Source organism: Serratia sp. CY47444 (assembly GCF_052168635.1).
GTDB lineage: Bacteria > Pseudomonadota > Gammaproteobacteria > Enterobacterales > Enterobacteriaceae > Serratia > Serratia bockelmannii.
Genome location: NZ_JBJNMH010000002.1, coordinates 210,623 through 237,151 on the forward strand (window position 1 = coordinate 210,623; position 26,529 = coordinate 237,151).

General features: G+C 60.2%; 28 protein-coding genes. 11 read left to right on the forward strand and 17 right to left on the reverse strand.

What is annotated here, in order from left to right:
* The first annotated feature begins 40 nt into the window (after window positions 1-40).
* From ACJ8IL_RS05185 to ACJ8IL_RS05200, 4 genes are all read left to right on the forward strand, one after another.
* Window positions 41-946: an alpha/beta fold hydrolase gene (locus ACJ8IL_RS05185; RefSeq protein ID WP_442516378.1), complete on the forward strand. Its 906-nt coding sequence runs from the start codon at window positions 41-43 to the stop codon at window positions 944-946.
* Between the two features lie 183 nt (window positions 947-1,129).
* Window positions 1,130-2,134 carry a TauD/TfdA family dioxygenase gene (locus ACJ8IL_RS05190; protein WP_025301958.1) on the forward strand — a complete coding sequence of 335 codons (1,005 nt, stop codon included), beginning with the start codon at window positions 1,130-1,132 and terminating at the stop codon, window positions 2,132-2,134.
* 11 nt (window positions 2,135-2,145) lie between these two features.
* Complete coding sequence (locus ACJ8IL_RS05195) at window positions 2,146-3,063, forward strand: AEC family transporter (protein ID WP_025301959.1); 918 nt, start codon at window positions 2,146-2,148, stop codon at window positions 3,061-3,063.
* Between the two features lie 122 nt (window positions 3,064-3,185).
* Window positions 3,186-4,106, forward strand: a complete 921-nt coding sequence (locus tag ACJ8IL_RS05200; protein ID WP_141997509.1) for a DUF808 domain-containing protein — start codon at window positions 3,186-3,188, stop codon at window positions 4,104-4,106.
* A 42-nt stretch (window positions 4,107-4,148) separates the two neighbouring features.
* Here the strand turns inward: ACJ8IL_RS05200 and ACJ8IL_RS05205 are convergent, their stop codons facing one another.
* From ACJ8IL_RS05205 to ACJ8IL_RS05240, 8 genes are all read right to left on the reverse strand, one after another.
* Window positions 4,149-4,232, reverse strand: coding sequence for a membrane protein (locus ACJ8IL_RS05205; RefSeq protein ID WP_016928643.1), 84 nt, complete (start codon window positions 4,230-4,232; stop codon window positions 4,149-4,151).
* 103 nt (window positions 4,233-4,335) lie between these two features.
* Complete coding sequence (locus tag ACJ8IL_RS05210) at window positions 4,336-4,875, reverse strand: GNAT family N-acetyltransferase (protein ID WP_025301961.1); 540 nt, start codon at window positions 4,873-4,875, stop codon at window positions 4,336-4,338.
* Between the two features lie 112 nt (window positions 4,876-4,987).
* Entirely contained in the window at window positions 4,988-6,013 is a 1,026-nt protein-coding gene (locus ACJ8IL_RS05215) for a MerR family transcriptional regulator (RefSeq protein ID WP_025301962.1), read from the reverse strand.
* 233 nt (window positions 6,014-6,246) lie between these two features.
* Entirely contained in the window at window positions 6,247-6,696 is a 450-nt protein-coding gene (locus ACJ8IL_RS05220) for a type II toxin-antitoxin system PemK/MazF family toxin (protein ID WP_004939660.1), read from the reverse strand.
* Between the two features lie 152 nt (window positions 6,697-6,848).
* Window positions 6,849-7,661: a MetQ/NlpA family lipoprotein gene (locus tag ACJ8IL_RS05225; protein WP_442516379.1), complete on the reverse strand. Its 813-nt coding sequence runs from the start codon at window positions 7,659-7,661 to the stop codon at window positions 6,849-6,851.
* Window positions 7,662-7,790: 129 nt separating this feature from the next.
* Window positions 7,791-8,642, reverse strand: coding sequence for a DUF1460 domain-containing protein (locus ACJ8IL_RS05230; protein WP_060432639.1), 852 nt, complete (start codon window positions 8,640-8,642; stop codon window positions 7,791-7,793).
* A 104-nt stretch (window positions 8,643-8,746) separates the two neighbouring features.
* Complete coding sequence (locus tag ACJ8IL_RS05235) at window positions 8,747-9,289, reverse strand: GNAT family N-acetyltransferase (protein ID WP_025301965.1); 543 nt, start codon at window positions 9,287-9,289, stop codon at window positions 8,747-8,749.
* A complete protein-coding gene (locus ACJ8IL_RS05240) occupies window positions 9,289-9,756 on the reverse strand; it encodes an acyltransferase (RefSeq protein WP_025301966.1) in 468 nt (155 codons plus the stop codon). The genes ACJ8IL_RS05235 and ACJ8IL_RS05240 overlap by 1 nt, the downstream gene beginning before the upstream one ends.
* A gap of 205 nt (window positions 9,757-9,961) precedes the next feature.
* Here ACJ8IL_RS05240 and ACJ8IL_RS05245 point away from each other — a divergent pair, with 205 nt between their 5' ends.
* Complete coding sequence (locus ACJ8IL_RS05245; RefSeq protein WP_025301967.1) at window positions 9,962-10,552, forward strand: Yip1 family protein; 591 nt, start codon at window positions 9,962-9,964, stop codon at window positions 10,550-10,552.
* A gap of 54 nt (window positions 10,553-10,606) precedes the next feature.
* On the opposite strand, the gene ACJ8IL_RS05250 is transcribed toward ACJ8IL_RS05245, so the two are convergent.
* Window positions 10,607-11,458, reverse strand: a complete 852-nt coding sequence (locus ACJ8IL_RS05250; protein ID WP_099816723.1) for a DMT family transporter — start codon at window positions 11,456-11,458, stop codon at window positions 10,607-10,609.
* Window positions 11,459-11,701: 243 nt separating this feature from the next.
* Entirely contained in the window at window positions 11,702-11,992 is a 291-nt protein-coding gene (locus tag ACJ8IL_RS05255; protein ID WP_197780737.1) for a hypothetical protein, read from the reverse strand.
* 64 nt (window positions 11,993-12,056) lie between these two features.
* Between ACJ8IL_RS05255 and ACJ8IL_RS05260 the strand changes: the two genes are divergently transcribed.
* Genes ACJ8IL_RS05260 through ACJ8IL_RS05270 form a run of 3 tightly spaced genes read left to right on the forward strand, consistent with a single transcriptional unit; the run spans window position 12,057 to window position 14,750 of the window.
* A complete protein-coding gene (locus tag ACJ8IL_RS05260; RefSeq protein ID WP_442516425.1) occupies window positions 12,057-12,773 on the forward strand; it encodes an ABC transporter ATP-binding protein in 717 nt (238 codons plus the stop codon).
* 16 nt (window positions 12,774-12,789) lie between these two features.
* The gene (locus ACJ8IL_RS05265) at window positions 12,790-13,746 is read left to right on the forward strand and encodes an ABC transporter substrate-binding protein (RefSeq protein ID WP_442516380.1); all 957 of its coding nucleotides are present in this window, start codon (window positions 12,790-12,792) and stop codon (window positions 13,744-13,746) included.
* Complete coding sequence (locus ACJ8IL_RS05270; RefSeq protein WP_141970221.1) at window positions 13,743-14,750, forward strand: FecCD family ABC transporter permease; 1,008 nt, start codon at window positions 13,743-13,745, stop codon at window positions 14,748-14,750. Before ACJ8IL_RS05265 ends, ACJ8IL_RS05270 begins: the two co-directional genes overlap by 4 nt.
* Before the next feature lie 13 nt (window positions 14,751-14,763).
* Here ACJ8IL_RS05270 and ACJ8IL_RS05275 read toward each other — a convergent pair whose 3' ends face one another.
* The 5 genes from ACJ8IL_RS05275 to ACJ8IL_RS05295 all read right to left on the reverse strand — a co-directional run bounded on the left by ACJ8IL_RS05275 (window position 14,764) and on the right by ACJ8IL_RS05295 (window position 19,773).
* A complete protein-coding gene (locus tag ACJ8IL_RS05275) occupies window positions 14,764-16,287 on the reverse strand; it encodes a flavodoxin domain-containing protein (RefSeq protein WP_442516381.1) in 1,524 nt (507 codons plus the stop codon).
* Between the two features lie 5 nt (window positions 16,288-16,292).
* Window positions 16,293-16,718 (reverse strand): PAS domain-containing protein, encoded by a 426-nt coding sequence (locus ACJ8IL_RS05280; protein ID WP_023447580.1) that lies wholly within the window; start codon window positions 16,716-16,718, stop codon window positions 16,293-16,295.
* 228 nt (window positions 16,719-16,946) lie between these two features.
* A complete protein-coding gene (dld, locus tag ACJ8IL_RS05285; RefSeq protein WP_127146437.1) occupies window positions 16,947-18,653 on the reverse strand; it encodes a D-lactate dehydrogenase in 1,707 nt (568 codons plus the stop codon).
* Window positions 18,654-18,778: 125 nt separating this feature from the next.
* Window positions 18,779-19,573, reverse strand: coding sequence for a type I methionyl aminopeptidase (gene map, locus ACJ8IL_RS05290; RefSeq protein ID WP_025301974.1), 795 nt, complete (start codon window positions 19,571-19,573; stop codon window positions 18,779-18,781).
* Window positions 19,570-19,773 (reverse strand): ParD-like family protein, encoded by a 204-nt coding sequence (locus ACJ8IL_RS05295; protein WP_006324220.1) that lies wholly within the window; start codon window positions 19,771-19,773, stop codon window positions 19,570-19,572. Before ACJ8IL_RS05295 ends, map begins: the two co-directional genes overlap by 4 nt.
* 169 nt (window positions 19,774-19,942) lie before the next feature.
* Between ACJ8IL_RS05295 and ddlA the strand changes: the two genes are divergently transcribed.
* The gene (ddlA, locus tag ACJ8IL_RS05300; RefSeq protein ID WP_015377061.1) at window positions 19,943-21,046 is read left to right on the forward strand and encodes a D-alanine--D-alanine ligase; all 1,104 of its coding nucleotides are present in this window, start codon (window positions 19,943-19,945) and stop codon (window positions 21,044-21,046) included.
* 34 nt (window positions 21,047-21,080) lie between these two features.
* Here the strand turns inward: ddlA and ACJ8IL_RS05305 are convergent, their stop codons facing one another.
* Both ACJ8IL_RS05305 and ACJ8IL_RS05310 read right to left on the reverse strand, forming a co-directional pair.
* Window positions 21,081-21,860, reverse strand: coding sequence for an ABC transporter substrate-binding protein (locus tag ACJ8IL_RS05305; protein WP_099785290.1), 780 nt, complete (start codon window positions 21,858-21,860; stop codon window positions 21,081-21,083).
* A 34-nt stretch (window positions 21,861-21,894) separates the two neighbouring features.
* Window positions 21,895-23,049, reverse strand: coding sequence for a methionine aminotransferase (locus ACJ8IL_RS05310; RefSeq protein WP_442516382.1), 1,155 nt, complete (start codon window positions 23,047-23,049; stop codon window positions 21,895-21,897).
* 118 nt (window positions 23,050-23,167) lie between these two features.
* Between ACJ8IL_RS05310 and ACJ8IL_RS05315 the strand changes: the two genes are divergently transcribed.
* Together ACJ8IL_RS05315 and bglX are read left to right on the forward strand one after the other, a co-directional pair.
* A complete protein-coding gene (locus ACJ8IL_RS05315; protein WP_442516383.1) occupies window positions 23,168-24,088 on the forward strand; it encodes a LysR substrate-binding domain-containing protein in 921 nt (306 codons plus the stop codon).
* Between the two features lie 112 nt (window positions 24,089-24,200).
* On the forward strand, window positions 24,201-26,498 hold the full coding sequence (bglX, locus tag ACJ8IL_RS05320; protein ID WP_151429110.1) for a beta-glucosidase BglX: 2,298 nt from the start codon (window positions 24,201-24,203) through the stop codon (window positions 26,496-26,498).
* Window positions 26,499-26,529 lie beyond the last annotated feature (31 nt).

Genomic DNA, 26,529 nt, shown 5'->3' on the forward strand with positions numbered 1-26,529 from the left:
GCCGTAGGAAATACCGACAATATTCATGGAAAGGTGCGCTTTGATTGATTTTGACCGCTATGTTGAGCAAGCGAAGTCTTACGGCGAGTGGCCGGGCGGGCATGTGGAGATGTTGTCCGGTCGCGTTGAGGGATTGAGCTATCGCCTGTATCGGCAAACTGCCGCGAGTGCAGACGTGATGGTGGTGTATCACGGCGGCGGGGTTAACAGCGCCGCCGGGTATGACGTCCTTGCGCGCCAGCTGGCCGCCGAGCCGACGCTCGCGGTGTGTCTGGTCGATATTCGCGGACATGGTGATTCCAGGGGAGAGCGGGGGACGGTTGAGCGGCCTGAGCGTATTTGGCGCGATGTCGATATCATCCTGGCAGAAATGCGCCGCCGGTTTCCGCTGGCGCGCAGACACCTGCTTGGCCATTCGAGCGGCGCCGGCATGTTGCTCAACTACTTGACCCGTTACCCTTGCGAGCAGCAGGCGGACAGCCTGATCATGCTGGCGCCCGAGCTGGGTCCATTTTCCGGGATGGCCCGCGATCTGGCGGCGGCGGCCCGTTTTGCTCAGGTGCGCCAATGGCCGTTTGTCGCCAATGCGCTCAGCGGTGGGCGATGGTTCGGGCAATCTCGGGCGGTCAGCCTGAATTTTCCCCCAGCCGTGCTGGCCGCCGCCCCCGATTTTGTCTGCCAATACAGTGTCAATATGGCTAACGCCTTGACGCCTCGCGCCCCGGCCAAGCAACTGGCGGCGCTGCGATTACCGACTTTGCTGCTGGCGGCCGCGCAGGACGAGTTGTTCAATGCGCAAGCGATGCAGCGTTTCGTTGAACAGCATGGCAGTGCGCATGTTGCCTTTGGCTTGCTTGAGGGCAGCACGCATTTATCGTGCGTATTTGAGGCCCACGGTCATGTCCTGCGCTATCTCTCGGGCGTATTCGCTATCGCATCCGATTGAGACGTATGCGCGTAGCTGTTTGTTTATTAATCACTTCTTCTCCACCGCTAACTGGACGGAGGAGTGGTGATTAAGATCACGAAATTAGTTAATAAATCTTTATGAATTTGATTGTATAATGTTAACATCCTGCCGCTTTCATTAGGCTGCTAATGATATTCTTATTGTCAAGGAATGCTCAGGATGGATTACCAAAACGTCTTTCAATTGACGGATCAGGAAAGAAACGAGTTATTTTCGGCATTAGATAAAATTGCTTACGATCCCGCCGGCGGTGATGCGTATATTCACGCTATACGTTCGGCCATGATCACCCACTTACCCCACAGATTAAGCGCTGCATTAAGCCAGCAAAAGGCGTCAATCAAACCACGGCCTTATCTTATTTTAAAAAATGTGCCGGTGGATAAAGAAGTGTTCTTTTCCCCTTGTCCGAACCAATATACGCCTTCGGCCAAATCAGGGAATATCAGTGAAAACCTGTTGGTCGGCATCTCTTCGCTAATTGGTGAACCCTATTCGATGTATTTCGAAGGGAAAGAACTGATTAATAATCTGATCCCCAAACGCGAAGCCAAAAAAGAATATACCGGTCTGGGGTTCGATGTTGAATTGGATTTCCATATTGAAAATGCGGCCCTGAAACACCTGGAGCAGTTCAACGTCTCGCCGATGGGGTTGCTGTTAGCCGGCGTGCGCCGCGATCCGCACAGCCCGATGACGCGTATCTCCGATTCGCGTTTGGCTATCGCTCAACTGAGCCGCGAGGACGTCGAAACGCTGGCCAGCCCGCTGTACAGCATCAAGCTGCCATACCGTTGGCGCCAGTCCACGCAGGCCGGGCGCGAAGAAACCGCGCTGGTGCCGCTGATTTCGCAAAACCATGTTCTGCCGGATGTGAGCGCCGTTTTCTATCCCGGCATGATTGCCGCCAGCACGCCGCGAGCGGAAGCCGCGCTGGAGCGTTTCTACGGGCTGGTGAAAGAAAATGCCATCGGCATCGATATTTGCCCGGGCGATTTGGTGTATATCGATAACCGTTTTGCGCTGCATTCACGCGATAAATTCACGCCATCTTTCGATGAAAGAGATACGCCGTTGCGCTGGGTACAACGCGTCTTCATTTCGGCAAGCTTGTGGAATCACCGCAACCTCAATCAGGTTGAAGAGCGCATTTTCTCGATTTAAGGTTATTATTCATGCTGAACGTTTTTCTTTCTATATTACCGATTTTTTTGTTAATCGTGCTGGGCTATTTGTCAAAGCTCTATGTTAAAGACGTTGCCGTATTTTGGGGCTTTTCAGACAAATTCGTTTATTACCTGTTTTTTCCGGCGCTGTTGATATTGGATATCAGCGAGGCGGATTTTAGCGGCGCGGACAGCTTTTATCCCGTTGTGGCGACCATAGTTTCCACGCTGGCCATCGCGTTGATTATTTTCGTTGGCAAACTGTTTTTCAATACGTCGGCCGATCTGTTTACCTCCATTTTTCAGGGCGGAGTCAGATATAACTCTTATGTATTCATCGCGCTGTCGCAATCGCTGTTCGGCAGCGAGGGGGTGGCGCTGTCCGGTTTCTTCGTGGCCTATATGATCATTCTGACCAACATCATGAGCGTGTTGGTGATGAACCATTACGGCACCGGCAGCAAGAAAAGCCTGAGCGGCGCGCTGCTGGCGCTGACGAAAAACCCGCTGATCATCGGCGCGTTGTTCGGGGTGCTGATGAACCTGTGCAACCTGCACATCACCGGCGCGCTTAAACAGCTGTTCGTTTATCTCTCCAACGCCGCCACGCCGCTGAGCCTGATGTCGGTCGGCGCAGGGTTGATCGTCAGCATGCATATTCGCAAGCTGGTTTCCATCTCTTATGCGACCGTGCTGAAACTGGTGGCCATGCCGCTGATTACCATTGCGCTGGTGCACTATTTCGGCGCCACCGGCGTTCCGGCCAGCATCGCCATTCTCTACTCCGCCGTGCCTTGCGCCGGCAACGCCTATATCCTGGCGCGGCAAATGGGGGGCGATCATGAAGCGATGGCCTCCATCATCACCTGGACGACGCTGCTGTCGGTGATTACCGTCACCTTCATCCTGGGCAGCGTAGCGCTTTAACGCCGGCGCCGGGCGGCAATCGCCCGCCCGGCATTTTCCGAGATCCTCCCATATCCTTTCATGATGTTTTACCGCTATGCTAAACATAGAACGGCCCGTGAATATGAAAAGGATGAATTATTTTGGCAGGAAGTAGCTTACTTACCCTCATCGACGACATTGCCTCGTTGCTGGACGATGTCTCGTTAATGAGCAAGATGGCGGCGAAAAAAACCGCCGGGGTGCTGGGGGACGATCTGGCGCTCAACGCGCAGCAGGTCACCGGCGTTAAAGCCGACCGCGAGCTGCCGGTGGTGTGGAGCGTCGCCAAAGGCTCACTGATCAACAAGGCGATCCTGGTGCCGCTGGCGCTGCTGATCAGCGCCTTCGCGCCCTGGGCGATTACGCCGCTGCTGATGGTGGGCGGCGCCTATCTGTGTTACGAAGGGTTCGAAAAGGTGTTTCACAGCCTGAGCCACGGCAAGGCGGCGCAAGAGGAAAAATCGGACGGGCCCGGCGCCAATGAGGACGCCGCGGCTTATGAGAAGCGCAAGGTGAAGGGGGCAATACGCACCGACTTCGTGCTGTCCGCCGAGATTATCGCCATTACCTTGGGCACCGTCGCCGGCGCCACCTTTAGCCAGCAGGTGATCGTCTTGTGCGGCATCGCCGTTGTGATGACGCTCGGCGTGTACGGCATCGTCGCCGGCATCGTTCGGCTGGACGATCTGGGGCTGTATCTGAGCCGCAAACGCAGCGCAGTGGCGCGCTCCCTCGGCGGCGGCATCGTGCGCGCCGCGCCTTATCTGATGAAAATGCTGTCGATCGTCGGCACTGTTGCCATGTTTATGGTCGGCGGCGGCATCCTGACCCACGGCCTGCCGCCGGTGCATCACCTGTTCGAAGACTGGGCCTCGTACACCACCGTGGTGCCGACGTTTGGCCATCTTTTGCAGGGTGTGGTTCCGGCACTGCTGAACGTGGCATTCGGGCTGGTGGCCGGCGGCGTGGTGCTGGCGGTGGTGTCGGCGCTGGGCGCGGTACGCACGCGTTTCAAGGCATGATGAAAAGTCTCGCCCCGGAAGGGGCGGGACGTATGAGACGGATTAAAAGATCAGTTTGAGAACGCCGGTAATCGTCAACAAACCCACGATGAAGATGATGGCGACAATCCACAGAATAATTTTCATTCACTTCTCCCTTACCGGTTAGATGGCGTGCGCGATTGGCGCTAACTCAATGAAATCCCTCTTCACTATAGACGCTAACTTCCTATCGTGCGTCGCCATGCATTCAAGGATGCCGATTGTCGCCGTCACCCAGCGCGCGCTGCATAATCTGCGTGTCACGCCATTCCCCCAGTTTGAACCCCACGGCCTTTAACGTTCCGGCGCTGGTAAAGCCGAGCGACTGGTGTAGCGCCAGCGAGCCGTGGTTGGCGGCGGAATCGCCGACGATCGCCAGCATCTGGCGCCAGGGGCCTTGCTCGCAGCGGGCGATCAGCGCGCTCAGCAGCGCCTTGCCGACGCCTTTCCCCTGTTGCCCTTCGGCGATATACACCGAGTCTTCTACGGTAAAGCGATAGGCCGGCCGGGGGCGATATGGCGTGGCATAGCAGTAGCCCATAACACGGCCTTCGCTTTTCGCCACCAGCCAGGGCAACCCGGCTTCCCGCACCTTGCCTAGCCGCAGCTGCATTTCCGCCAAGGTCGGCGGCTGTTCTTCAAACGAGGCGGCACCGTACAGCACGTGGTGAGTGTAAATTTGCAGCACGGCGGCCATATCGTCCGGCGTGGCATCGAGGAGGCTGAGTACGGGAGCGGAGAGCGTCATGGTAATGCCTGTTTACCTTGGAAATCAGCGGATAAACGCCATTATGCGCGCCGCTCGCCGCCGGGATAAATCGGGTTTTCTTATGGTGAGATAAGAAAATCCTATGAGCTATTCAGCCGCGCATCAGCCGGGCCACGGCCTGGCGCAGATAGGCCAGCAACGGCGGAGTCAGCCAGGTGCCCTCGGTCAGCGAGGGTTCCCGTTCCATCGCTTCACGGATCTTCATCTGCGTCGCCGGGTTGGTGCCGGCATAGGATTGGAACAGCGCCAGCCAATCGGCCGCCAATCGCACCGCCTCCGGCGAATCGGCAGGTATGCCGTCGTTCATCGCTTGATGGAATTGAGCGATCAGAGCCGGCCACTCCTGCAGGCGGGTGAAATAGTGTTGACGCACATAGGCGTACTCTTCCACCGACAGGTATTTTTGATAGACAGCCAGCTTGGTTTCGGCAAAGGCGCGGGTGATGTAGTCCGTCATCGTCGGTGTAATGCCGGTCTGTTCGCGCATCGACGGTTCGTCGGCGTGCATGGCGTTCAGCCGGGTGAGAAAGGCCGGGTTGCCGGCGGTGTCGCGTTCCAGCATCAGCATCCAGCGGCGTGCCATCGCCTGAGCCTGTGGCGCCTGAGGTTCGATGCCTTCCGCCATCAGTTGTCCCACGCTGCTCACCAATGCAGCCCATTCCTGATTGCGGGTGGGATCAGCTTGGTAGAATGGTAGTTGCATCAGCTCATCGGCGGTAAAGTATTTATCGTACATGGTCATTAACTCCAACGTAGTCAGCCAGTCGTTCAGTTCCGGTTCGTGCCCGGCGGAAAGTTGGGCATGCATGTGCTGCAGCCGGCCGCGCAATGCGGCGATCTGTGCCAACTGCTGCTCCAACATGGCGATCTGCTGCTCAATCACCGCCGGAAGCGCTGGCCCTGAACGCGCGAGAATTGCCCCGACTTCCGCCAGCGAAACGCCCATCCGGCGCAGCGCTTGGATGTGATGCAAGCGGGTGATGTCAGCCCGGTTGTATAAACGATAACCGGCGTCGGAACGCGCAGAAGGGACCAGCAAACCAATGCTGTCATAGTGATGCAGTGTGCGAACGGTAATGCCGGAACGGCGCGCCAGTTCGCCGACTTTCAATAACATATGTAGCTCCTCCCTTGTGCGTGCCGGGATACTAAAGCCTGACGCCACGTAAGGGTCAAGAGCGGGAAGAAAAGGTGACGTTTTAAAAATCGGTGGGCGCCAGAGAGGCAAAAGCCCAGCTGGATGGCTGGGCTTCGCAGGTCCCTGAAAGGGAGGGTATAGCATAAGGGCCTTTATCGGCTACGGCGACAATTTCACCTGATTTGTCTGTTTTGTCAACAACAGCGTACTGGTCAGAACAGCATATTTTTGGCATTGATCGACTTAATGACGGCGCGTTGTATGTCAGCAACAAGCTCGCGCGACAGACACTGGGTAAGAAAGCCTCTCTCTTTACGGGCTCTGTTCAGCCGTTGGCGGCTGACTTGCTGCACCAGATCGCCCTTTGCCCAGCGCGTTTGCGGATGAAAGAATCTCATATCTTCGATGAGTTCACGCGTAATTTCGATGTGCAATCCCCGTTCGATCTTGTTCGAATCTCTGGTGGTCGACAGCGGTACGATAATGCAGGCGTTGCCGTTAATTTTGCCGTTTAACACAACAACTAAACGGTTCTTCACCATTTCCGGTGGAATGTGGCCATCATAAAAGCCGGCTTCATGCGGTTGGCAGACTGATAGGGGATAGTTGCCATAGTTGCACTCGAGAATTTCCCCGACCTTGGGGGCAAATTTGATCGGCATCGATACACTCCTTTGTTGTGAACAATCCGTGTTATGGAGGAATGAGCATGCGGGCGTTTTGCTTTTAGAGAAAGGTGTGGCGTAAGGAAACGGGGAATGAAAGTGAAATATTGCGGATTCGTGCGCAGAATCCGCCTTGATGGTGGCCGAATTTACCAGCCTTTCACCGCGCCGCCGTTGAAGATTTTCTCGGCGGCTTTGGCGACTTCGTCCGACTCATAGGCCTTGATGAAGTTCTGTACGTTTGGCGCGTCCTTGTTGTCTTCGCGGGTGACGATGATGTTGGTGTACGGCGAGTCCTTATCCTCGATGAAGATGCCGTTTTTGGTCGGCGACAGGCCGGTCTGGTTGATGTAGGTGGTGCTGATGACGGCGACGGTGACTTTCGGATCGTCTAACACGTGCGGCAGCTGCGCACCTTCCAGCTCCATGATCTTGTAATGATGCGGGTTGGCGCTGATATCCAGCGCGGTGGGCAGCAACCCTTTGCCAGGCTTCAGGCTAATCAGCCCGGTTTTTTCCAGCAGCAGCAGGGCGCGCCCCAGGTTGGTCGGATCGAGCGGGATGGCGATCACCGCGCCGTCCGGCAGCTCTTTCAGCGATTTTATCTTTTTGGAGTAGCCGGCCATCGGGAACACGAAGGTATTGCCGACCGCCACCAGCTTATAGCCGTGATCTTTGTTTTGCTGTTCGAGGAACGGGCGGTGCTGAAACACGTTGGCGTCCAGTTCGCCTTTGTCGGTGGCGTCGTTCGGCAGCAGCGAACCGCTGAAGCCGACCAGCTCGACGTCCAGCCCGTATTTCTCTTTCGCCACCTGCCTGGCGACTTCCGCCACGTCCTGTTCCGCGCCGTTGATGACGCCGACTTTGATATGGTTTTGGTCGGTTTTTTGATCGCAGCCCTGAAGCGCCAATACGGCGGCGAAGGCCGCCGCCAGAGGGGTGATACGCCAGCGTAAGGTCATCGAAGTCTCCCTGAAAAAAACAATAAAATCAGTTGGTTTTTGTCCTTACAGCTAAGCCTGAACCGCCGGTGAAGTCAAACGCTCGTTCAGCATAAACGGCTATAGCTTATAGCCGTTATGCGGCGGTGATTATCGGCTGAGCGAACGCAGCACCACGATGCCTGGCGTAGCCATCACGTAATCCATAAAGGGTGAGTCGACGACCTGCATGTTGGCCTTGCGCGAGGAGGCGTTGCGCAGCACCGGGCCATGGTCGGTCATCACGAAGATGCCGGTGTGGGTCACGTCCAGCCCGGCGAGGTTGGTGTAAATACCGATGTAGTCGCCGGTGCGCAGCTGGGCCAGCACCTTGTCGTCGACGTTGTCGCTGGGAATGTAGGTGACGCTGCGCTGCACGTTGGGCAAGCCGGGCAGGTAGCTGCTGCCGTCCGCCTTTTGATTGAGGTTTTTCACGAGGGTGACGGCGTGCGGGCTGAGCTGGGCGGTGATGTCTTCGGCCACTTTTTTCGGCCGCTGCGCCCAGTCGGTGAAGAAGTGTTTGCGCTGCGGGAAGGCGATGTTGCCGTCGACGTAGCGAATGTCTACCAGGCGCTGAACGAACTCGGCTTCGCTGCGGGCGGTGCTGAGCGCTTCCACATAATCGATGTAGGTGAAGCAATCCAGTCCGCGGAAGTCGATCACCAGCTGCTCGGGCGTGTTCTGCGAACCGATCAGACGGTTGGCGAGATACGGCGTGCCGAGAAACTCGCGCGAAATCAAATCGACGGTGCGGCCATGCGGCTGCGCGGCGGGCCAACCGGCGCGCAGCGCGAGGATCTCACGCAGCTTGCTGCGGGTGCTGGCGTCCATCTCCGGCTGCACGCCCGGCGGCGAAACGGTGACGTCGGTCGGCGGCGTCGCGGGGGCGACGGTGGTGGAGCGTTCGGCGCATCCGCTCATAGCGATAGCTAACATCAGTAAAACAGCCTTGTTCTTGTTCATACGGCCCTCCCTGGGTGTCGCTGGCTTATCAGAGTAAGTGATAACAGTTCTCATCCGATGGTAGGGGTTAAAAAGTAAACATCACCTCAATGGCAATCGATAAATCAGTAACCGATTTCGCTATTGAACGGCAAATACCAGAACAGCGCGATTTCGTGATCGGCGATCTCCGGTTCGGCGCGGTACAGCAAACGGTCGATGCCGCCGAGGATAAACCCGTAATGCTGGTAACAGCGGCAGGCCGCCAGATTGTTGTTCTGCGTTTCGAGCATCATACCTGAGGTTTCCTGCTGCCGCGCCCACCGTTTGGCGCAGTCCAGCAGTGCCCCGGCGATGCCCTGACGGCGCGCATGAGCGCTGACGGCGATCTCGTCGATCAGGGTGTAACCGTTCCAGTTTTTGCTCAGCGTGATATGGCCAACGGCGTCGTTCTGACGATACGCCAGGAAGGTCACGCTGTCTTCGTTGGCGAACGGCGCCAAGGGATAGCGTTTGCGAAATGGCGCCACCGGGCGGGTTGGCCAGCTGTCGACCGGGCTGTCGAACTGCGGCAGGGCGTAACAGGCGATGGTGAAGCTGAAATCGCCGCGCGTCAGATAATCGTCGGGCAGCGCCTCAATGGCCGCGATGCGGATGGCCGGGTTCATTACGGCAGCTCCCGCAGCAGACGCGCCGGGTTGCCGGCGTAGATCCCCTTGCGGGTGATGTCGCGGGTCACCACCGCCCCGGCGCCGATCACCGCGTCGTTGCAGATCTCTACCGCCAGGATCGTGGCGCCGGAGCCGATGGACACCCGATCGCCGATGCGCGTGCGCCCCCAACTGGCCGGATCGGCGTTGGGCGCGCCTTCTTTGAACAGATCGTTGGCGAAGGTGACGCCGTGGCCGACAAAGCACGCTTCGCCGAGGGTGACATATTCGCAGATAAAGCTGTGCGACTGAATTTTACTGCGCGCGCCGATGCTGACGTGGCGCTGGATCTCGACGAACGGGCCGACGAAGACATCGTCGCCGAGCCGGCAGCCGTAAAGATTGCAGGGCTCGACAACGGTAACGTTGCGCCCGGCGTCGACGTCGACGATCCCCGCCTGACGGGTGGTGATTACGGATGACATGACCTTCCTCGCAGCCTGGTTTTTATGGTGGGAGTATAAGACAAAGCGCTGCGGCGTTGCGCTTTCCGCACGTTTTTTCGCCGAAAGACTATAATTAGTACAGGGGAGAGAGCCCCGTGGCCGCAATCCTCGCACGGGTAGCAGTCCGTCGGAGGTGTGAAATTCGTTCGCCGATCGCGGCCTACGGCGAGATAGGAGGTGTCTCATGGTCAGTCATGTTTGGGGACTTCTGGCGCATCCCAGCGCCGAGTTCGAACAGATCAAAAGCGAGAATGAAAGCGTCTCGCACCTATACACCCATCACGTGTTGCTCTTGGCAGCCATCCCGGTGGTCTGCGCCTTTATCGGCACCACCCAGTTGGGCTGGCTCTCCGGCGAGGGACATGCCATCAGGCTCGACATGTTTACCGCGTTTTATACCGCCGTGGCGTTCTACCTGCTGATGCTGGCAGGCGTAGCGGCCATGGGGAAAGTCATTCACTGGATGGCGCGGCGTTATGAATCGCGCCCAAGCCTGCACCGCTGTATGGTGTTCGCCGGCTACGTGGCGACCCCGATGTTCCTCAGCGGGATTGTGGCGCTCTATCCGGTCGTCTGGCTGTGTCTGTTTGTCGGCATTATCGGCCTGTGCTATTCGGGCTATCTGCTGAATCTGGGGATCCCGCACTTCCTGAATATCGACAGTAAGGAAGGGTTCATCTTCTCCAGCTCGACCTTCGCCATCGGCATTCTGTTGCTCGAGCTGCTGCTTGGGGTGACGGTGCTGCTGTGGGGGTACGGTTCCTGGTTGTTCTGAGTTAACGGCTGTTGTTGCCCCCGCGCCGGTGGAACGGCGCGGGGGCTTTTGCTTTTATGCGCGGCGGAAAACCAGCATCACGCCGAGCACGATGCCCGCCATGCCCAGCAGGCTCAGCGCGGCTAGCGCGTGGCCGAGCAGCAGGTAATCCAGCAGGGCGGTCACCGCCGGGATCAGGTAGAACAGGCTGGTGACCTGCACCAGGTTGCCGCGCTGGATCAGGCGATACAGCAAGAACGTCGCCAGCACCGAGATCACCACCGCCATCCACAGCAGCGGCAGCACGAACGCCGGCCGCCATTCGACCCGCAGCGGCTCAAACGGCAGTGCCAGCGTACACATCAATAATCCGACGGCATACTGCAGCGGCAAGACCGCCAGCGGCGGCTGCGTCATGCCTTTTTGCAGCAGGGTGCCGGCGGTCATGCAGCCCAGCGCGATAAAGGCGAACAGCATGCCGCTCAGCGAGAAGTGGGCCACCATCAGGCTTTGGTACACCACCAGCGTCAGCCCGACCATCGCCAGCGCCAAGCCGAGTGCCCGCAGCCCGGTGCAACGCCGCTCGGTGATGAACTGGGTGAGGATCGGCTGTACGCCGAGCAGCGTCGCCAGCACGCCGGGCGTAATACCTTGTTCCAGCGCCAGCAGATAGCAGATTTGATAGCTGCCGATCATCAGCACGCCGATCAGCACGACGCGCCAGCGGGTGCCGGGGGCGGGGAGACACTGGCGCTGCCACAGGCCGATGACCAACAGCACCGCCAGCGCGATGGCGCAGCGGAAGAACAGAAAAGCGAAGGCGGAGGCGTGCTCCAACCCCCAACGGGAGAAGATCGCGCCGCTGCTCCAAAGCAGGACGAACAGCGTAGCCAGGCCGGCATTGGCCCAGAGAGAAGGGAATCGCATATCAATTTCACCTGTCGTGAAAATTACAGGCTCCGGCGCGCGCGGCGGTCTACGCCTGAACGCAACAGATCAATAAGCCGGAGGTAAAAGTCGGTGTGGCTTAGCGCACAACCACAATGCGTGGCGGGTAAGCGGCAACCGCTGAAACGACAGAGGAAACGGCGGGTGGGGCAGAGGAAGCACACAGCAAAACGACGGCCGGAGCGGTCGTAAGAGTCGGATCTGTGCTGTGCGCCAACGGAGTCATAGGGGTTCCTGCAAACCGAAAATAAAACTAATCGCTTCAAACATAACCAAGTTCAGCGGTGCGTGCAATCGGAAATCACAATGATTCAAATGATAATGAAAATCATTATCATTAATTAAAAGGTGTGCTATGTTGCTTTTGCCGCGCAGTGTTGACGCAGGGGCGCGGCTTGCTCCCAGTCTCGCGGCACGCAGCGCGTGCGGCAAAAGAGGTTGCGATTCGCTTTTGCAGAAGGCGCGGAATCGTGGTAAAAATATTGATATGTTATAATATAACAATTGACGCATAATGAATTCAATTCACGACACCCTCCGCGTTGATGGAGTTAGCCTGACCGGCCACGGCGGGGCATTGATACTCGACAACATCCATTTCGCGCTCCGTTCCAGTGAAAAGCTGGCGGTGATCGGTCCTAACGGCAGCGGCAAGTCCAGCCTGTTGCGCGCCCTGATCGGCAAAACGCGGCCGGACAGCGGCGGCATTTACTGGCGAGGGCGCGCCTTGTCCGAGTGGCCGGCGGCGGAACGTGCCAGAAGCATCGCCTTTCTGGCACAAAACGATCTGCCGGATTTGCGGCTGTCGGTTGAGGACTACGTGGCGTTGGGCCGTTTACCGCATGGCGAACGCTCTGCGACGGGAAAGCGCATTGTTGACGAGGCCATCGGGGAAACCGGGCTGGCGCCGCTCAGGCACCGCCCGTTGGGGCGGCTCTCGGGCGGTCAGCGTCAGCGTGCTGCACTGGCCCGGGCGTTGGCGCAGTCTCCCGATCTGTTGTTGCTGGATGAACCGACCAATCACCTCGATCCGCCCGGGCGCTCGGCGCTGCTGTCGTTAGTGAAAAATAAAGACATTGCCGTGATTGCAGTGCTGCACGATTTGCCCGTGGCAGAGGCGTTTGCCGATCGGATCCTGGTGCTCAACGAAAGCCGCCAGGTAGCCTGTGGTACGCCCGAGGCGGTGTTGCAGACCCCGGTGATTTTGCCGGTGTTCGGCATGAACAGTTTCAAGGTGGCGCACCCCGTCAGCGGGAAAACGCTGCGTATTTTTGACGTTCCCCATTGCGCTTGATAAACCAGAGAGAAACATGAACACACGCGTATTCCCCCTGCTCCTGCTGCTGGCCGGCGGGGCGGCGGCGGCCGAAAAATTTCCCGTCACCGTAGAAAGCTGCGGTACGCCGGTCACCTTCAACCAGGCGCCGCAACGCGCCGTCATCAACGACATCAATATGGCCGAGATGGCCTTTGCGCTCCATTTGCAGGATCGCATTGTCGGGCTGACCGGCATCACCGGCTGGTACAAACTGACGCCCGACTTCAAGGCCGCGATGGGCGCCATTCCCGAACTGGCGCCGAAATATCCTGCTCTGGAAACGCTGCTGGCAGCGCAGCCGGACTTTTTCTTCGCCGGCTGGAATTACGGCATGAAGATCGGCGGCGACGTCACGCCGGAGAAGCTCGCCCCGTTCGGCATCAAAACGCTGGTGCTGAGCGAGAGCTGCGTACAGGCCGGCGGGCGGCCGCAAAAGGCCGATATGAACCTGCTGTATGACGATGAGCTGAAGCTCGGCAAGATTTTCGGCAAGCAGCAAGAGGCCACCGCGCTGGTTGCGGGCTGGCAGCGCCGGTTGGCTGCGCTTCCCGCCAGGCCGGCGGGCCAGCCGCCGCTTAAAGTGTTCGTCTATGACTCGGGGGAGGAGAAGCCTTTCACCAGCGGCAGATACGCTATGCCGACGGCGATCGTCGAAGCGGCGGGCGGCCGCAACGTGATGGACGGTTTGCCGGCGAGCTGGACGACGGCGTCCTGGGAGGCGGTGGCGGCGGCCGAGCCCGACTTCATTATTCTGCTGGATTATCAGACCGGGTCAGGCGCCGATGCGCTGCGGCGCTTCCTCGAGTCTCACCCGTTGATGAAATTGACGCCTGCCGTACGGCACCACCGCTATCTGAAACTGCAGTATGCGGAGCTGACGCCGGGGCCGGCCAACATCGGCGCGGTGGAAAAGCTGGCGCGGGCGCTGTACGCGCCGGAGGCTGAATGAACTCGCCGACCCGGCGATTTATGCTGCTCGCGCCGTTGGCGCTGTCGGTATTGTGCGGGTTAATGATCTGGAGCCTGCAGCTGGGCAGCGTTGCGCTGTCATGGCGGCAGGCGTTTGCGGCGTTAGGACTCGGTTCGGCGCCCCTTTCCGGCATGCTGGACACTATCGTTGTGCAACTGCGGGTGCCCAGGGCCTTGTTGGCGGCCTTGACCGGTGCCGGGCTGGCGATGACCGGCGCGCTGCTGCAGACCACCACCCGCAATGAGCTGGCCGATCCTTTTTTGTTTGGGCTCTCCTCCGGTGCCTCCGCCGGCGCGGTGCTGGTCATCACGCGCTTTGGCGATGCGCTGGGCGCGCTGACGTTGCCGCTGTCCGCTTTCGCCGGCGGCGTTTTGTCCGCGATGGCGGTGATGATCCTGTTTCGCGTCAGCCGGGTCAGGCGCGCCGAGCAGCTGATCGTCTGCGGTCTGGCGGTCTCGTTTTTGTTCAGCGCGCTCACCAGCTACCTGGTGTTTTCCGGCGATCAGCGGGCGGCCGGTTCGGTGTTGTTCTGGTCGCTGGGCGGGCTGGGGTTGGCGCGTTGGGATAATCTGTTCATTCCGTTGGTGAGTTTCGTGCTGCTGGCCGGGTTTACGGCGCTGCGTTGGCGGGCGCTGGACGCGTTGCTGGCGGGCGAGCAAACCGCCCATTCGATGGGGGTCAACGTGGCGCGCCTGCGCACCGAGACCTTTCTGTGCTGCGCACTGTCCACGGCGTTTCTCGTTTCGCTGACGGGCGTGATCGGTTTTGTCGGGCTGATGGTGCCTTATCTGGCCCGGCGCCTGGTGGGCGTGCGCCACCGCTTGTCCGTGCCGATGTGCGGCCTGCTGGGGGCGATGCTGCTGACCGGTGGCGACATGCTCAGCCGCAGCCTGATCCCCAATCAGGAGCTGCCCATCGGCATCATTACGGCGGGGCTCGGGGGCGCGTTCATCGTCTCCTTGCTGCTGCGCGCGGAACGATGAACGCCACCCTGTCTCAATAGAGTTCCAGGTGCAGGCGCTGCTGCTCAATCAGCGTCTGCCACAGGTTTTCCGCCCCGCAGGCGTGCTCCAGCGCCGTCGCCACGGCATGTTCCAGATACTGGCGATTGCCGCACAGGTAGACATGGGCGCCCCGCCGCAGCAGGCCGCTGATGGCATCGGCATGGTCGTCGATCGCATGTTGCACATAGTATTTGGCGGCGGCGTCGCGCGAGAAGGCGGTGATGAGCCGCGTGAGCACGCCCGCCGCGTTCAGCGCAGCCAATTCCTCGTGATACAGAAAATCTTCATCGCGCCGTTTTTCGCCGAAGATCAGCACGGTTTCGCGCTGTTCGCCCTGGGCGGCCATTTCGCGCAGCAAGCCTATCAAGGGCGCGATGCCGGTGCCGGTGCCGATAAGCAGCACCGGCACAGTGGTATCGCGCGGCAGGTAAAAGCCGGGGTTGGCGCGGCAGAAGAGGCGGAAAGGGCCGGGGTGGTTGAGCAGCCAGCCGGTCGCCGTGCCGCGCCGGGTGCGGCCGCCGCGTTCATAATGTACGTCGCGCACGCACAGATCGAGGCTCTCTTCCCGCGTTGCCGAAGCGATGGAGTAGGCGCGCGGCAGGCAAACGGGCAGCAGCGCCAACAGATTCTCCAGCGTGACCGTCTGCGACGAGCAAAAATCGTGCAGCACGTCCAGCAGATCGGCGCCGTACAGATAGCTCTCCAGGGCTTTGCGCTGGCGGATCTTGAGCAAGCCTTTGAGATCTTCGCTGTCGGCCAATTGCGCCAGTTCGCGCAGCGTCGTTTTGCTGAGTTGGCGCAGCTCCCGGCGGCGCAGCGCGTCGGCGGCCTCCGGTCTGCCGAGCCAGTCAACCAGCCGGGTCAATAATCCTTCGTCGTTCTCCGGCAACAGATAGACGGTATCTCCCGCCCGGTAAACGATGCCGCTGCCGGCGATATTGAGCCGCAGATGCCAGGCCTGCGGCGTGCGTGCGCTGAGCGGCCGCCGTTCGAGAAGGGCGGCGCTGAACGCATGGTCTTCACCGTAGGCGGTCACGCGCAGATGCAAATCGCGGCCGGCCTGGGCATCACCGGCCAGCACCTTCTCCAGCGTCGTCAGCCAGGTTGCGAAGAACGGTTCGAAGTTAACGTCGGCGTCGACGCGATTGACGATGGTGCGGGCGCCGCATTGCGTCAGGCGCGCATCCAGCGCCTGCGTGAAGCCGCAGAAATGCGGGTACGCGGTGTCGCCGAGACCGAAGATGGCGTAGCGCAACCGGTGGCGATCCGGCCATTGCGCCAGCGCGTCGGAAAAACGCTCGGCGTTGGCGGGCGGTTCGCCGTCGCCAAATGAGCTCGAGACGATCAACAGGATGTCACGCTCGCCCACATCGGCGGGCTGGATGGCGTTGAGTTCTTTAACCATGGGGCGGTAGGGTTGCAGGCTGCTTTGCTCGCCCAGGCGCATCGCCAGCGCCCGGGCGTTGCCCGACTCCGAACCGTAACCAATCAGGATGCGTTCGATGAGGTCGGCCATAGCGGTTACTTGTCGTAGTGGTTGTCGAACTGTTCTTTGGCGAATTCCACCGATTCGAAGTCGGTCATCAGATCGTTGATCACGCGGCGGATGCTGATATAGGCCTCGATATTGCCCTGGGCGTCATACAGCGGCTGCACCGTGGTGTCGACCACGTACAGCACGCCGCCCTTGCCGACGTTCGGAATGATGCCGGTCCAGATACCGCCCGCCTTGATGGTGTCCCACATCGCTTTGTAAACGGCTTTCGGCACGGAAGGGTGGCGCACGATGCTGTGGGGCTGGCCCACCAGCTCTTCCCGGGAAAAGCCGGTCAGCTGACAGAACAGGTCATTGACGTAGGTGATGGTGCCCTGCAGATCGGTGGTGGAGATCACCATCACTTTATCGAGCGCGGCCAGCAGCTGGGCTGAATCGAGGGTTTGACTCATGGTAGGTTCCTTCTCATTAACTTCGCGGTGAATGCCACGGCGGATGTCATGTATCCGTCATGACAGCTTTGTAATTGATTCTCATTTGCGATGATAGGGTGAATGGTAATCGGGAATTTTATAAGTTGCAATAAAAATACATCTTTAAAGGCGCAGAAAGATCGCGATGAGGCAGGTAGGGCAGAGGAGGCCCGCGCCGGGTGCGGCGGCGGGCCGATCGTGCGGCGTTTAGCGGGGGTCTTCGGCCCAGCCTTTGCGTTTGCTGGTTTTGCCGATGCCGGGGTTGAAGCTGTTGGTTGGATCGGCGGTGCGGTAGAACGTTTGCAGATCCGGTTTGGCGTGGTACAGGTGGCCAACGTTATGCTCCGCCGGGTACTCGGCGCCGCGCCGGTTGAGGATCTCGAGCATCTTTTCTTTCAGCGCATGGCTGTCCACGCCTTTTTTCACCACGTAGTCCTGATGGAAGACGTGGCACATAAAGTGGCCGTAATACAGCTTATGCACCAGCTGGCTGTCGATTTCCGGCGGCAGCGTTTCAAACCAGTCGGTGTCGTTGCGGCGCAGGGCGATATCCAGCGCCAGAATATCCTCCACCTTGTCGGCGTGCACCGCGTGGTAGCGCACGGCGGCACCGGCGGCGGCGAAGCGGTGCAGGAAGGCCTTTTTGCCTTCGTCAGGCGTGCAGGCGAAGAAGGCGCCTTCGGCCTGGGCGAAATAGTCGGTCAGATAGCGCTGTGCTTCGTCTACGCCGGGGCCGGCCATCTTCAGCAGCAGGTGGTGTTCGAAACGTTCGCGGTATTCCTTCATGCGCTTCGGCAGGTGGCTCGGTGCCAGATGGCTCAGGCCCTGCATCAGCCGATCGGTCAGGTTGTGCGGCAGCAGCGGCAGCTTGTTGAGGCTGGCATCCATGCGGCCTTTCAGGGTGAAGAAGCGCGGCATCTGATCGGTGCCGAGCTTGTCGATCATCATGAAGGTGTCTTTGCCGTACACCTCGGCGATGTCGAAGATATCACGGTGCATGTACTCACCGGCCACCGGCAGGTTTTCGAATTTGCTCAGCATGTGGCGGCGCAGTTCGGTCAGCACCGTGGTGTGGTTGGTGCCGATATAGAACACCTGCTCTTTGCCCTCTTTCTCGAAGGTGTCGAGCCGCACCGCGAACACCGCCAGCTTGCCGGCGCAGCCGGAGGCTTCGTACAGGCGGCGTTTGTCGGCGTTGAAGCGGGAAGGGGTGTCGGCATCGACGTCGCGCACCCGGCTGGCGTACTCGTTATCCGAGGCGCGCAACTCGCCGTACTCGACGTCTGTCGGGCGATAGTCGCCTTTTTCTAACCGGGTGAGGATCTCTTCCGGCGTGTCGCCAAGCCGGATGCCCAGATGGTTCACCAGGCGCAGCTGGCCGTCTTCCCCTAACTGGGCGTACAGCGCCATTTCGGTATAGGCCGGGCCGCGTTTCACCAGCGAGCCGCCGGAGTTGTTGCATACGCCGCCGATCACCGAGGCGCCGATGCAGGAGGAGCCGATCACCGAATGCGGTTCGCGGCCGTAGGGTTTGAGCAATTTCTCGAGGTGGTGCAGGGTGCTGCCGGGGAAGCCGACCACCTGCTTGCCGTTGTCCAGCACCTGAATATGATCGAGGCGCAGAGTGCTGACGATGACGATGTCGCGGTCATAGTCGTTGCCGCTGGGGGTTGACCCTTCGGTCAGGCCGGTATTGGCGGCCTGCATAATGACGATTTTGTCAGCAGCCACGCAGGCCTGCAAAATGCGCCACAGCTGCAGCAGGCTAGTGGGAAACACCACCGCCAGCGCCTGGCCTTCGCCGGAGCGGAACCCCTTGCGATACCGCTCGGTGTTGCGATCGCCGGTCAACAGCTGCGGGCCGCCGACGATGTCTTTGAGCTGATTGATAAACGTCTGATTGCCTGACTGCATGCTGCCTGTCTCCCTGTCATCTCCGTCGCTTTAACCGCGGCGCCGGAGTGCCGCACATAAGCTAAGAGGTTATCAAGTGAATAACTTATTAAGCTATCAGCTTGTTAAGCTAATGGCTTGCGTATTTAGTAGCGTTCGGCGTAGCTGGCGCGGCGCTCTTCGTCGCGCAGCGTCAGAATCTCCACGCCGTCGGCGGTGACCGCCACGGTATGTTCCCACTGCGCCGACAGTTTTTTGTCGCGCGTCACCACCGTCCAGCCGTCCTTCTTCTGCTTGATGCGGCGGTCGCCCTGGTTGATCATCGGCTCGATGGTGAACACCATGCCCTCTTGCAGCACCAGACCGCTGCCGGGTTGACCGTAGTGCAATACCGCCGGCTCTTCGTGCATGTCGCGGCCGATGCCGTGGCCGCAATACTCCCGCACGATGCTGTAGCCGGCCTGCTCGGCATGCCGCTGGATGGCGTGGCCGATATCACCCAGGGTGGCGCCCGGTTTCACCGCGCGAATGCCCTGCCACATCGATTCATAGACGTTGTTCACCAGCCGTTTGGCCAGCGGCGTCACCTGGCCGATGCAGTACATCTTGCTGGAGTCGGCGATGTAGCCGCCGTTTTCCAGCGTGATATCTACGTTGACAATCATACCGGAACGCAGGATTTTGCTGGCCGACGGCACCCCGTGGCACACCACGTCGTCGATTGAGGTGTTGAGCACATAGGGGAAATCATACTGCCCCTTGCTGGCCGGGCGCGATTTCAGTTCTTCGACGATAAACGCCTCGGCGCGGTCGTTGATCTCCATGGTGGAGATGCCTTCGACGATGACCTCATCGAGCATAGCAAACACTTTGGCCAGCAGGGCGCCGGAATGGCGCATTTTGGCAATCTCTTCCGGCGTTTTAATCACAATCTCTTTCACCCGACAATCTCCTTCAGCGTCAGCGCGTTATCTTTCATCATTTTTTTTACCAGTTGCGGGTAAGTCAGTTCCGGATGGAACTCCGCCAGCATGCCAATCTTGATCCAGTACTCGGCCTGCGCGTTGATCGAACGCGTCATGGTCAGGCTGGCAAGGCGCAGATCGTCATGCAGCGCGTCCGAAATTTTTACGATGCCCATCGGCGTCTCCATAAGTAAACAATATATGAAGTGTATATGTTTAGGATGGTCGCGATGTGGCATTCCGTGGCGTAAGAAGATTCTGGCAACAACGATTGCCGCCGCCAGGCAATGCGTTTATTGTGATGAACGACTTTTTTGCCATGATTTTTTCAGAAGGATTTAAGGCGTGACTAAACTACGTGTTGGGGTGATTTTTGGCGGTAAATCGGCGGAGCATGAGGTGTCGCTGCAGTCGGCCAAAAACATTGTGGATGCAATCGACAAAGAGAAGTTTGACGTCACGCTGCTGGGGATCGACAAACAGGGGCAGTGGCACATCAACGACGCCTCCAACTACCTGCTCAACGCCGAGAACCCGGCGCTGATCGCGCTGAACCGCTCGAACAAGAACGTGGCGCTGATCCCGGGCCAGGAAAAACAGCAGCTGATCGAAGCGGGCAGCGCCGGTGCGCTGGGCCAGCTCGACGTCATTTTCCCGATCGTACACGGCACGCTGGGGGAAGACGGCTCGCTGCAGGGGCTGCTGCGCATGGCCAATATGCCGTTCGTCGGCGCCGGCGTGCTCGGCTCGGCGGTCAGCATGGATAAAGACGTGACCAAGCGCCTGCTGCGCGACGCCGGGCTGGCGGTGGCGCCTTTCGTCACCCTGACCCGCGCCAACCGCGCCGGCTTCACGTTTGAGCAACTGAGCGAGCGCCTCGGCCTGCCGCTGTTCGTCAAGCCGGCCAACCAGGGCTCGTCGGTCGGGGTCAGCAAGGTGGAAAACCGCGCCGAGTTTGACGCGGCGGTGGCACTGGCCTTCAGCTTCGATCACAAAGTGCTGGTGGAGTCGGCGATCGTCGGCCGCGAGATCGAGTGCGCGGTGCTGGGGAACGACGATCCGCAGGCCAGCGTGTGTGGCGAGATCGTGCTGAGCGACGCTTTCTACTCCTACGACACCAAATACATCAATGAGCAGGGTGCTCAGGTGGTGGTGCCGGCGGCGATCGCGCCGGAAGTGAGCGACCACATCCGTGAGGTGGCGCTGAAGGCGTTCCGCGCGCTGGAGTGCTTCGGGCTGGCGCGGGTGGATGTGTTCCTGACGCCGGATAACCAGGTGGTGATCAACGAGATCAACACGCTGCCGGGCTTCACCAACATCAGCATGTATCCCAAGCTGTGGGCCGCCAGCGGCGTCAGCTACCAGGCGCTGATCACGCGCCTGATCGAATTGGCGCTGGAGCGCCACCAGCAGGATCGCGCGCTGAACAGTTCGGTGTTCGATCGCTAAACGCGGCAGGGGGCGGCGGTGCCGCCCCCGTCCATCACTTCACCGTCACGTCGATATCGCCGAAATACTTCTTCGACAGCGCCGTCACCGTGCCTTGCTGTTTCACTTTGGCGATGGCGGCATCCAGTTTCTTCTTCAGCGCCTCATCCCCTTTACGCAGGCCGAAGGCAATGCCTTCACCGAGGATCTTGTCGTCGCGCACCGCCTCGCCGACGAAGGCGAAGCCCTTGCCGTCCGGCTGCGACAGGAAGCCGCTTTGCCCCGACGGTGCCATCACCAGCGTGGCGTCGAGCCGACCGGCCGCCAGGTCAAGGTAAACCTGATTCTGATCCTGATAAGACACCACGTCCACGCCCGCCGGCGCCCAATGGGTTTTGGCGTAAATCTCCTGAATCGAGCCTTGCAGCACGCCCACGTGTTTGCCCGCCAGCGCTTTGGCGTCCGGTAGCAGGCCGCTGTCGGCCTTGGCGATCAGGCGGTTCGGCACCTGATAGATGGCGTCGGTAAAGGCGATCGCCTGGCGCCGCTGTTCGGTCACGTTCATCGCCGAGTTGATGGCGTCGAACTTGCGCGCCTGCAGCGCCGGGATCAGGCTGTCGAACGAGGTTTCCACCCAGCTGCATTTCAACTGTGCGGCGGCGCACACCGCGTCGCCCAGCTCGATGTCGAACCCTTCCAGTTTGCCGCTGGCGGATTTGGATTCGAACGGCGGATACAGCGCTTCCAGGCCGAAACGCAGGCTGTTTTCCGCCGCCAGAGAAGAGCCGGCGGCCAGCAGGCATCCGGCGGCGAACAGCGTTTTCAAAGCTTTCATAGGCAGTGCCCCTTTCCCATGGTCGGACAAAAAATTACACCTGGCTCAGGCGGCGCGCGCCTTCCAGCAGGGTCTCGTTATCTTTGGAAAAACTCAGCCGAATAAGGCCGGTATCGGTGCCGTCGCTGTAGAACGCCGACAGCGGGATCGTCGCTACCTTCGCTTCGCGGATCAAGCGCACGGCGAAATCATTGTCGCTTTCGTGGCTGAAGCCGCTAAAGCGGGCCAGCATGAAGAAGCTGCCGCGGCTGGGCAGCAGCTCAAAGCGCGAATCCTGCAGGGCGCTGGCCAGCAGATCGCGCTTTTGTTGGTAAAACGCCGCCAGCCCCTGGTAGCTCTGCGGATTGGCGAGCGCGGCGGCGAAGGCGTGCTGCATCGGCGTATCGGCGGAGAACACCATGAACTGGTGCACCTTGCGGATCTCGTCCATCAACGCCGCCGGCGCTAGGCAATAGCCAACGCGCCAGCCGGTGACGTGGTAGGTTTTACCGAACGACGAGACGATCACGCTGCGTTCCGCCAGCTGCGGATAGCGCGCCATGCTGTGGTGAATATCGCCGTCGAACACCACATGCTCGTAGACCTCGTCGGACAAGATCACGATATCGGTGTCGCGGGTCAGGGCGGTCAGGCGGTCGATATCCTGCGCGTCGAACACCGCGCCGGTCGGGTTGTGCGGCGTGTTGACGATGATCATGCGCGTTTTGCCGTTGATGGCGGCGGCCACTTCGTCCCAGTCGACGCGAAAGTCCTGCAGCGACAGTTTGATCGCCACCGGCGTGGCGCCCTGCAGGCGCACGATCGGCGCATAGCTGTCGAACGCCGGTTCGAAATAGATCACCTCGTCGCCGGGATGCACCAGCGCGCTGATCGCCGAGTACAGCCCTTCGCTGGCGCTGGCGATCACCGTGATTTCTTCGTCGGCGTCATAGCGCGCGCCATACAATCGTTCAGCTTTTTCCGCCAGAGCAGCACGTAATGCCGCCACGCCGCTCATCGGCGCGTATTGGTTATGACCTGCGCGCATGGCTTGTGCCGTTGCCTCGATCAGCTGCGGGTCTCCGGCGAAATTGGGCGCGCCCTGCGACAGGTTGAGGGCCTGATGTTCGGCGCTGAGTTGGCCAATGACGGTGAAGATGGTGGTGCCGACGTCCGGCAGCTTCGAGCGGGGTGAGCAGGCGCTCTGCATGATGGGCTCCAGGCAAACAGGGAAGTGTTGAACGATTAAGCATCAGCCGGCGTAGGCGGACAAGGGAAAGTTTGTCATACTTGCCATGCACTACGATCATACCTAATCGAGGCACGCTATGCCGATATCCCTGCCGTCGCTCGACGTATTGAAAACCTTTGTGGTGGTGGCGCAACGCCTCAACTTTACCCATGCCGCCCGGCAGCTGCACCTGACGCAGGGGGCGGTCAGCCGGCAAATTCTCGGGCTGGAACAGCGTCTGGGCTATCCGCTGTTCAGCCGTCAGGCGCGCGGTTTGGCGCTGACGCCGCAGGGCGCGCAGCTGCTGGCGCCGGTGCAGCAAGCGCTGGGGCAGTTGGATGAAGCCCTGACGCGGGCCGCCGCCCCGCCAGGGGCGCTGCGCATCAAATGCCCGACCTGCGCCATGCGTTGGGTGCTGCCGCGCATTATTCGCCTGCAAAATGAACGGCCGGACATGCATATCGAGCTGACCGCTTCGGTGTCGCACGGCCTGGATTTCAGTACCGAGCAGTTTGACGCCGCGGTGGTATTCGGCCGGCCGCCGGGTAAAAAGCTGACCGCGCACCTGCTGTTCGATGAAATCCTCACACCGGTCTGCACGCCGACATTTTTGCCGCCGACGCCTCGGCTGACGGACTTGACGGACAAAACCCTGCTGCACCCGACGCGCGATCGGCGCGACTGGCTGCGCTGGCTGAAGGCAGCGGGCGCCGATGAGTTGCCGTCCGGCAAGGCCCAGCATTTTGATACCCTCGATCTGGCGATGAGCGCCGCGCTGCAGGGGTTTGGCATCGCCATCGGCGATCTGTGCCTGCTGGAGGAGGATATTCAGGCGCAGCGTATCGTGACGCCGTTCCCGCTCTGCGTCAGCAGCGGCGCGGCCTATTATTTGGTCTATCCTGAACGCACGGTGGCGCCGCCGACGTTAACCGCGCTGGTCGATTTTCTGGCGGCGGAGGCCGCCGACAGCCGCGCCCGGCTACAGAATTACCTGCCGATGACCTGTAATGCTTTGTAAACATTAGCGATGCGAATTCCCTTGGCGATGAAACAGAGTGTGGCAAACTGTTTCTTCACTCCGATTAAACCCCGCGGCTTTAGCGGCGGAAACACGCCTGAGATAAAACAAGATGAAATGGCTTTGTGTGGTGAGTATGTTGTCCGGTCTGGCCCTCAGTCCGGCTTTTGCGCAGGAAACGCCGATAACGCAGGGCATTCACGCCCAGCAGCGCGACGCCTTCGTGTCCAATTTGATGAAGCAGATGACGCTGGAAGAGAAGATCGGCCAGCTGCGGCTGATCAGCGTCGGGCCGGATAACCCGAAAGAAGCGATCCGCGAGGGGATCCGCAAAGGGCAGATCGGCGCCATTTTCAATACCGTTACCCGGCCGGATATCCGGGTGATGCAGGATCAGGCGATGCAGCTCAGCCGCCTGAAAATCCCATTGTTCTTCGCCTATGACGTGGTGCACGGTCAGCGCACCGTGTTCCCGATCAGCCTGGGGCTGGCGGCCAGCTTCGATCTGGAAGCCATCGCGCTCAGCGCCCGGGTCGCGGCGCAAGAGGCCAGCGATGACGGCCTGAACATGACCTTCGCGCCGATGGTCGATATCACCCGCGATCCGCGCTGGGGCCGGGTCTCCGAAGGCTTCGGCGAAGACACCTGGCTGGTCTCGAAAATCGCCAAGGTGATGGTCGACGGTTTCCAGAACGGCGATCCGGCCAAACCCGGTTCGGTGATGGCCAGCGTCAAGCACTTTGCATTGTACGGCGCCGTCGAAGGCGGCCGCGACTACAACACCGTCGACATGAGCCCGCTGCGCATGCATCAGGACTATCTGCCGCCTTATAAAGCGGCGGTGGACGCCGGCAGCGGCGGGGTGATGGTGTCGCTCAACGCGATCAACGGCGTGCCGGCCACCGCCAACCCGTGGCTGCTGAAAGATCTGCTGCGCGAGCAGTGGGGCTTTAAAGGCATCACCATCAGCGACCACGGCGCGATCAAAGAGCTGATTAAACACGGCGTGGCCGCCGACGCGCGCGACGCGGTGCGGCTGGCGATCACCTCCGGCGTCGACATGAGCATGAGCGACGAGTTTTACGACAAATACCTGCCGGGCCTGGTGAAAGACGGGCTGGTGCCTGAAAGCGATATCGACCGCGCCTGCCGCGACGTGCTGAACACCAAATACGACATGGGGCTGTTCACCAATCCTTACGTGCATCTGGGCCCGGCGGGTTCCGATCCGCAGGACACCAACGCCGAAAGCCGCCTGCACCGCGCCGAAGCGCGGGTGGTGGCGCGCAAGACGATGGTGCTGCTGAAGAACGATAAGCAGACGCTGCCGCTGAGCAAGCAGGCGACCATCGCGCTGGTCGGGCCGATGGCCGACAGCCAGCGTGACGTGATGGGCAGTTGGTCGGCCGCCGGGGTGGTCAAGCAGTCGGTCACCCTGCGTGAGGGGCTGGAGCGGGCGGTGGGCGACAAGGCGCGCATTCTGTACGCCAAGGGCGCCAACGTCACGCAGGATAAAGGCATCATCGACTATTTGAACGAGTATGAGCCGGCGGTGGCGTTCGATACCCGTTCGCCGCAGCAAATGATCGACGAAGCGGTACAGGCGGCGAACAAGGCCGACGTGGTGGTGGCGGTGGTGGGGGAATCGCAGGGTATGGCGCACGAGGCCTCCAGCCGTGCCGACATCACGATCCCGCAGAACCAGCGCGATCTGATTGCCGCGCTGAAAGCCACCGGCAAGCCGCTGGTGCTGGTGCTGATGAACGGCCGCCCGCTGGCATTGAGCTGGGAGAGCGAGCAGGCGGACGCGATGCTGGAAACCTGGTACAGCGGCACCGAGGGCGGCAACGCGGTGGCGGACGTGCTGTTCGGCGATTACAACCCGTCGGGCAAGCTGCCGATGACCTTCCCGCGCTCGGTCGGCCAGATCCCAATGTACTACAACCACCTGAACACCGGCCGGCCGTTCGGCAAGGAGAATCCGGGCAAGTACACCTCGCGCTACTTCGATTCGCCGAACGGCCCGCTGTATCCGTTCGGCTACGGCCTGAGCTACACCACCTTCAGCCTGTCGGACCTGAAATTGTCCAGCCCGACGATGGCGCGCAACGGCAAGTTAACCGCCAGCGTCACGCTGAAGAATACCGGCAAGTACGACGGCGCCACGGTGGTGCAGCTGTATCTGCAGGACGTGACCGCCTCGGTCAGCCGGCCGGTGAAAGAGCTGCGCAACTTCAAGAAAGTGACGCTGAAGGCCGGTCAGTCGCAGCAGGTTGAGCTGCCGATTAGCGAAGACGATCTGAAGTTCTACAACGCCAGCCTGAAATGGGGGGCGGAGCCGGGCAAATTCAACGTGTTCGTCGGCCTGGATTCCGACAACGTGCAGGCGCAAAGCTTTACGCTGAAGTAACCTTTTCCCCCTCTTTCACTGCGGTGGGAGG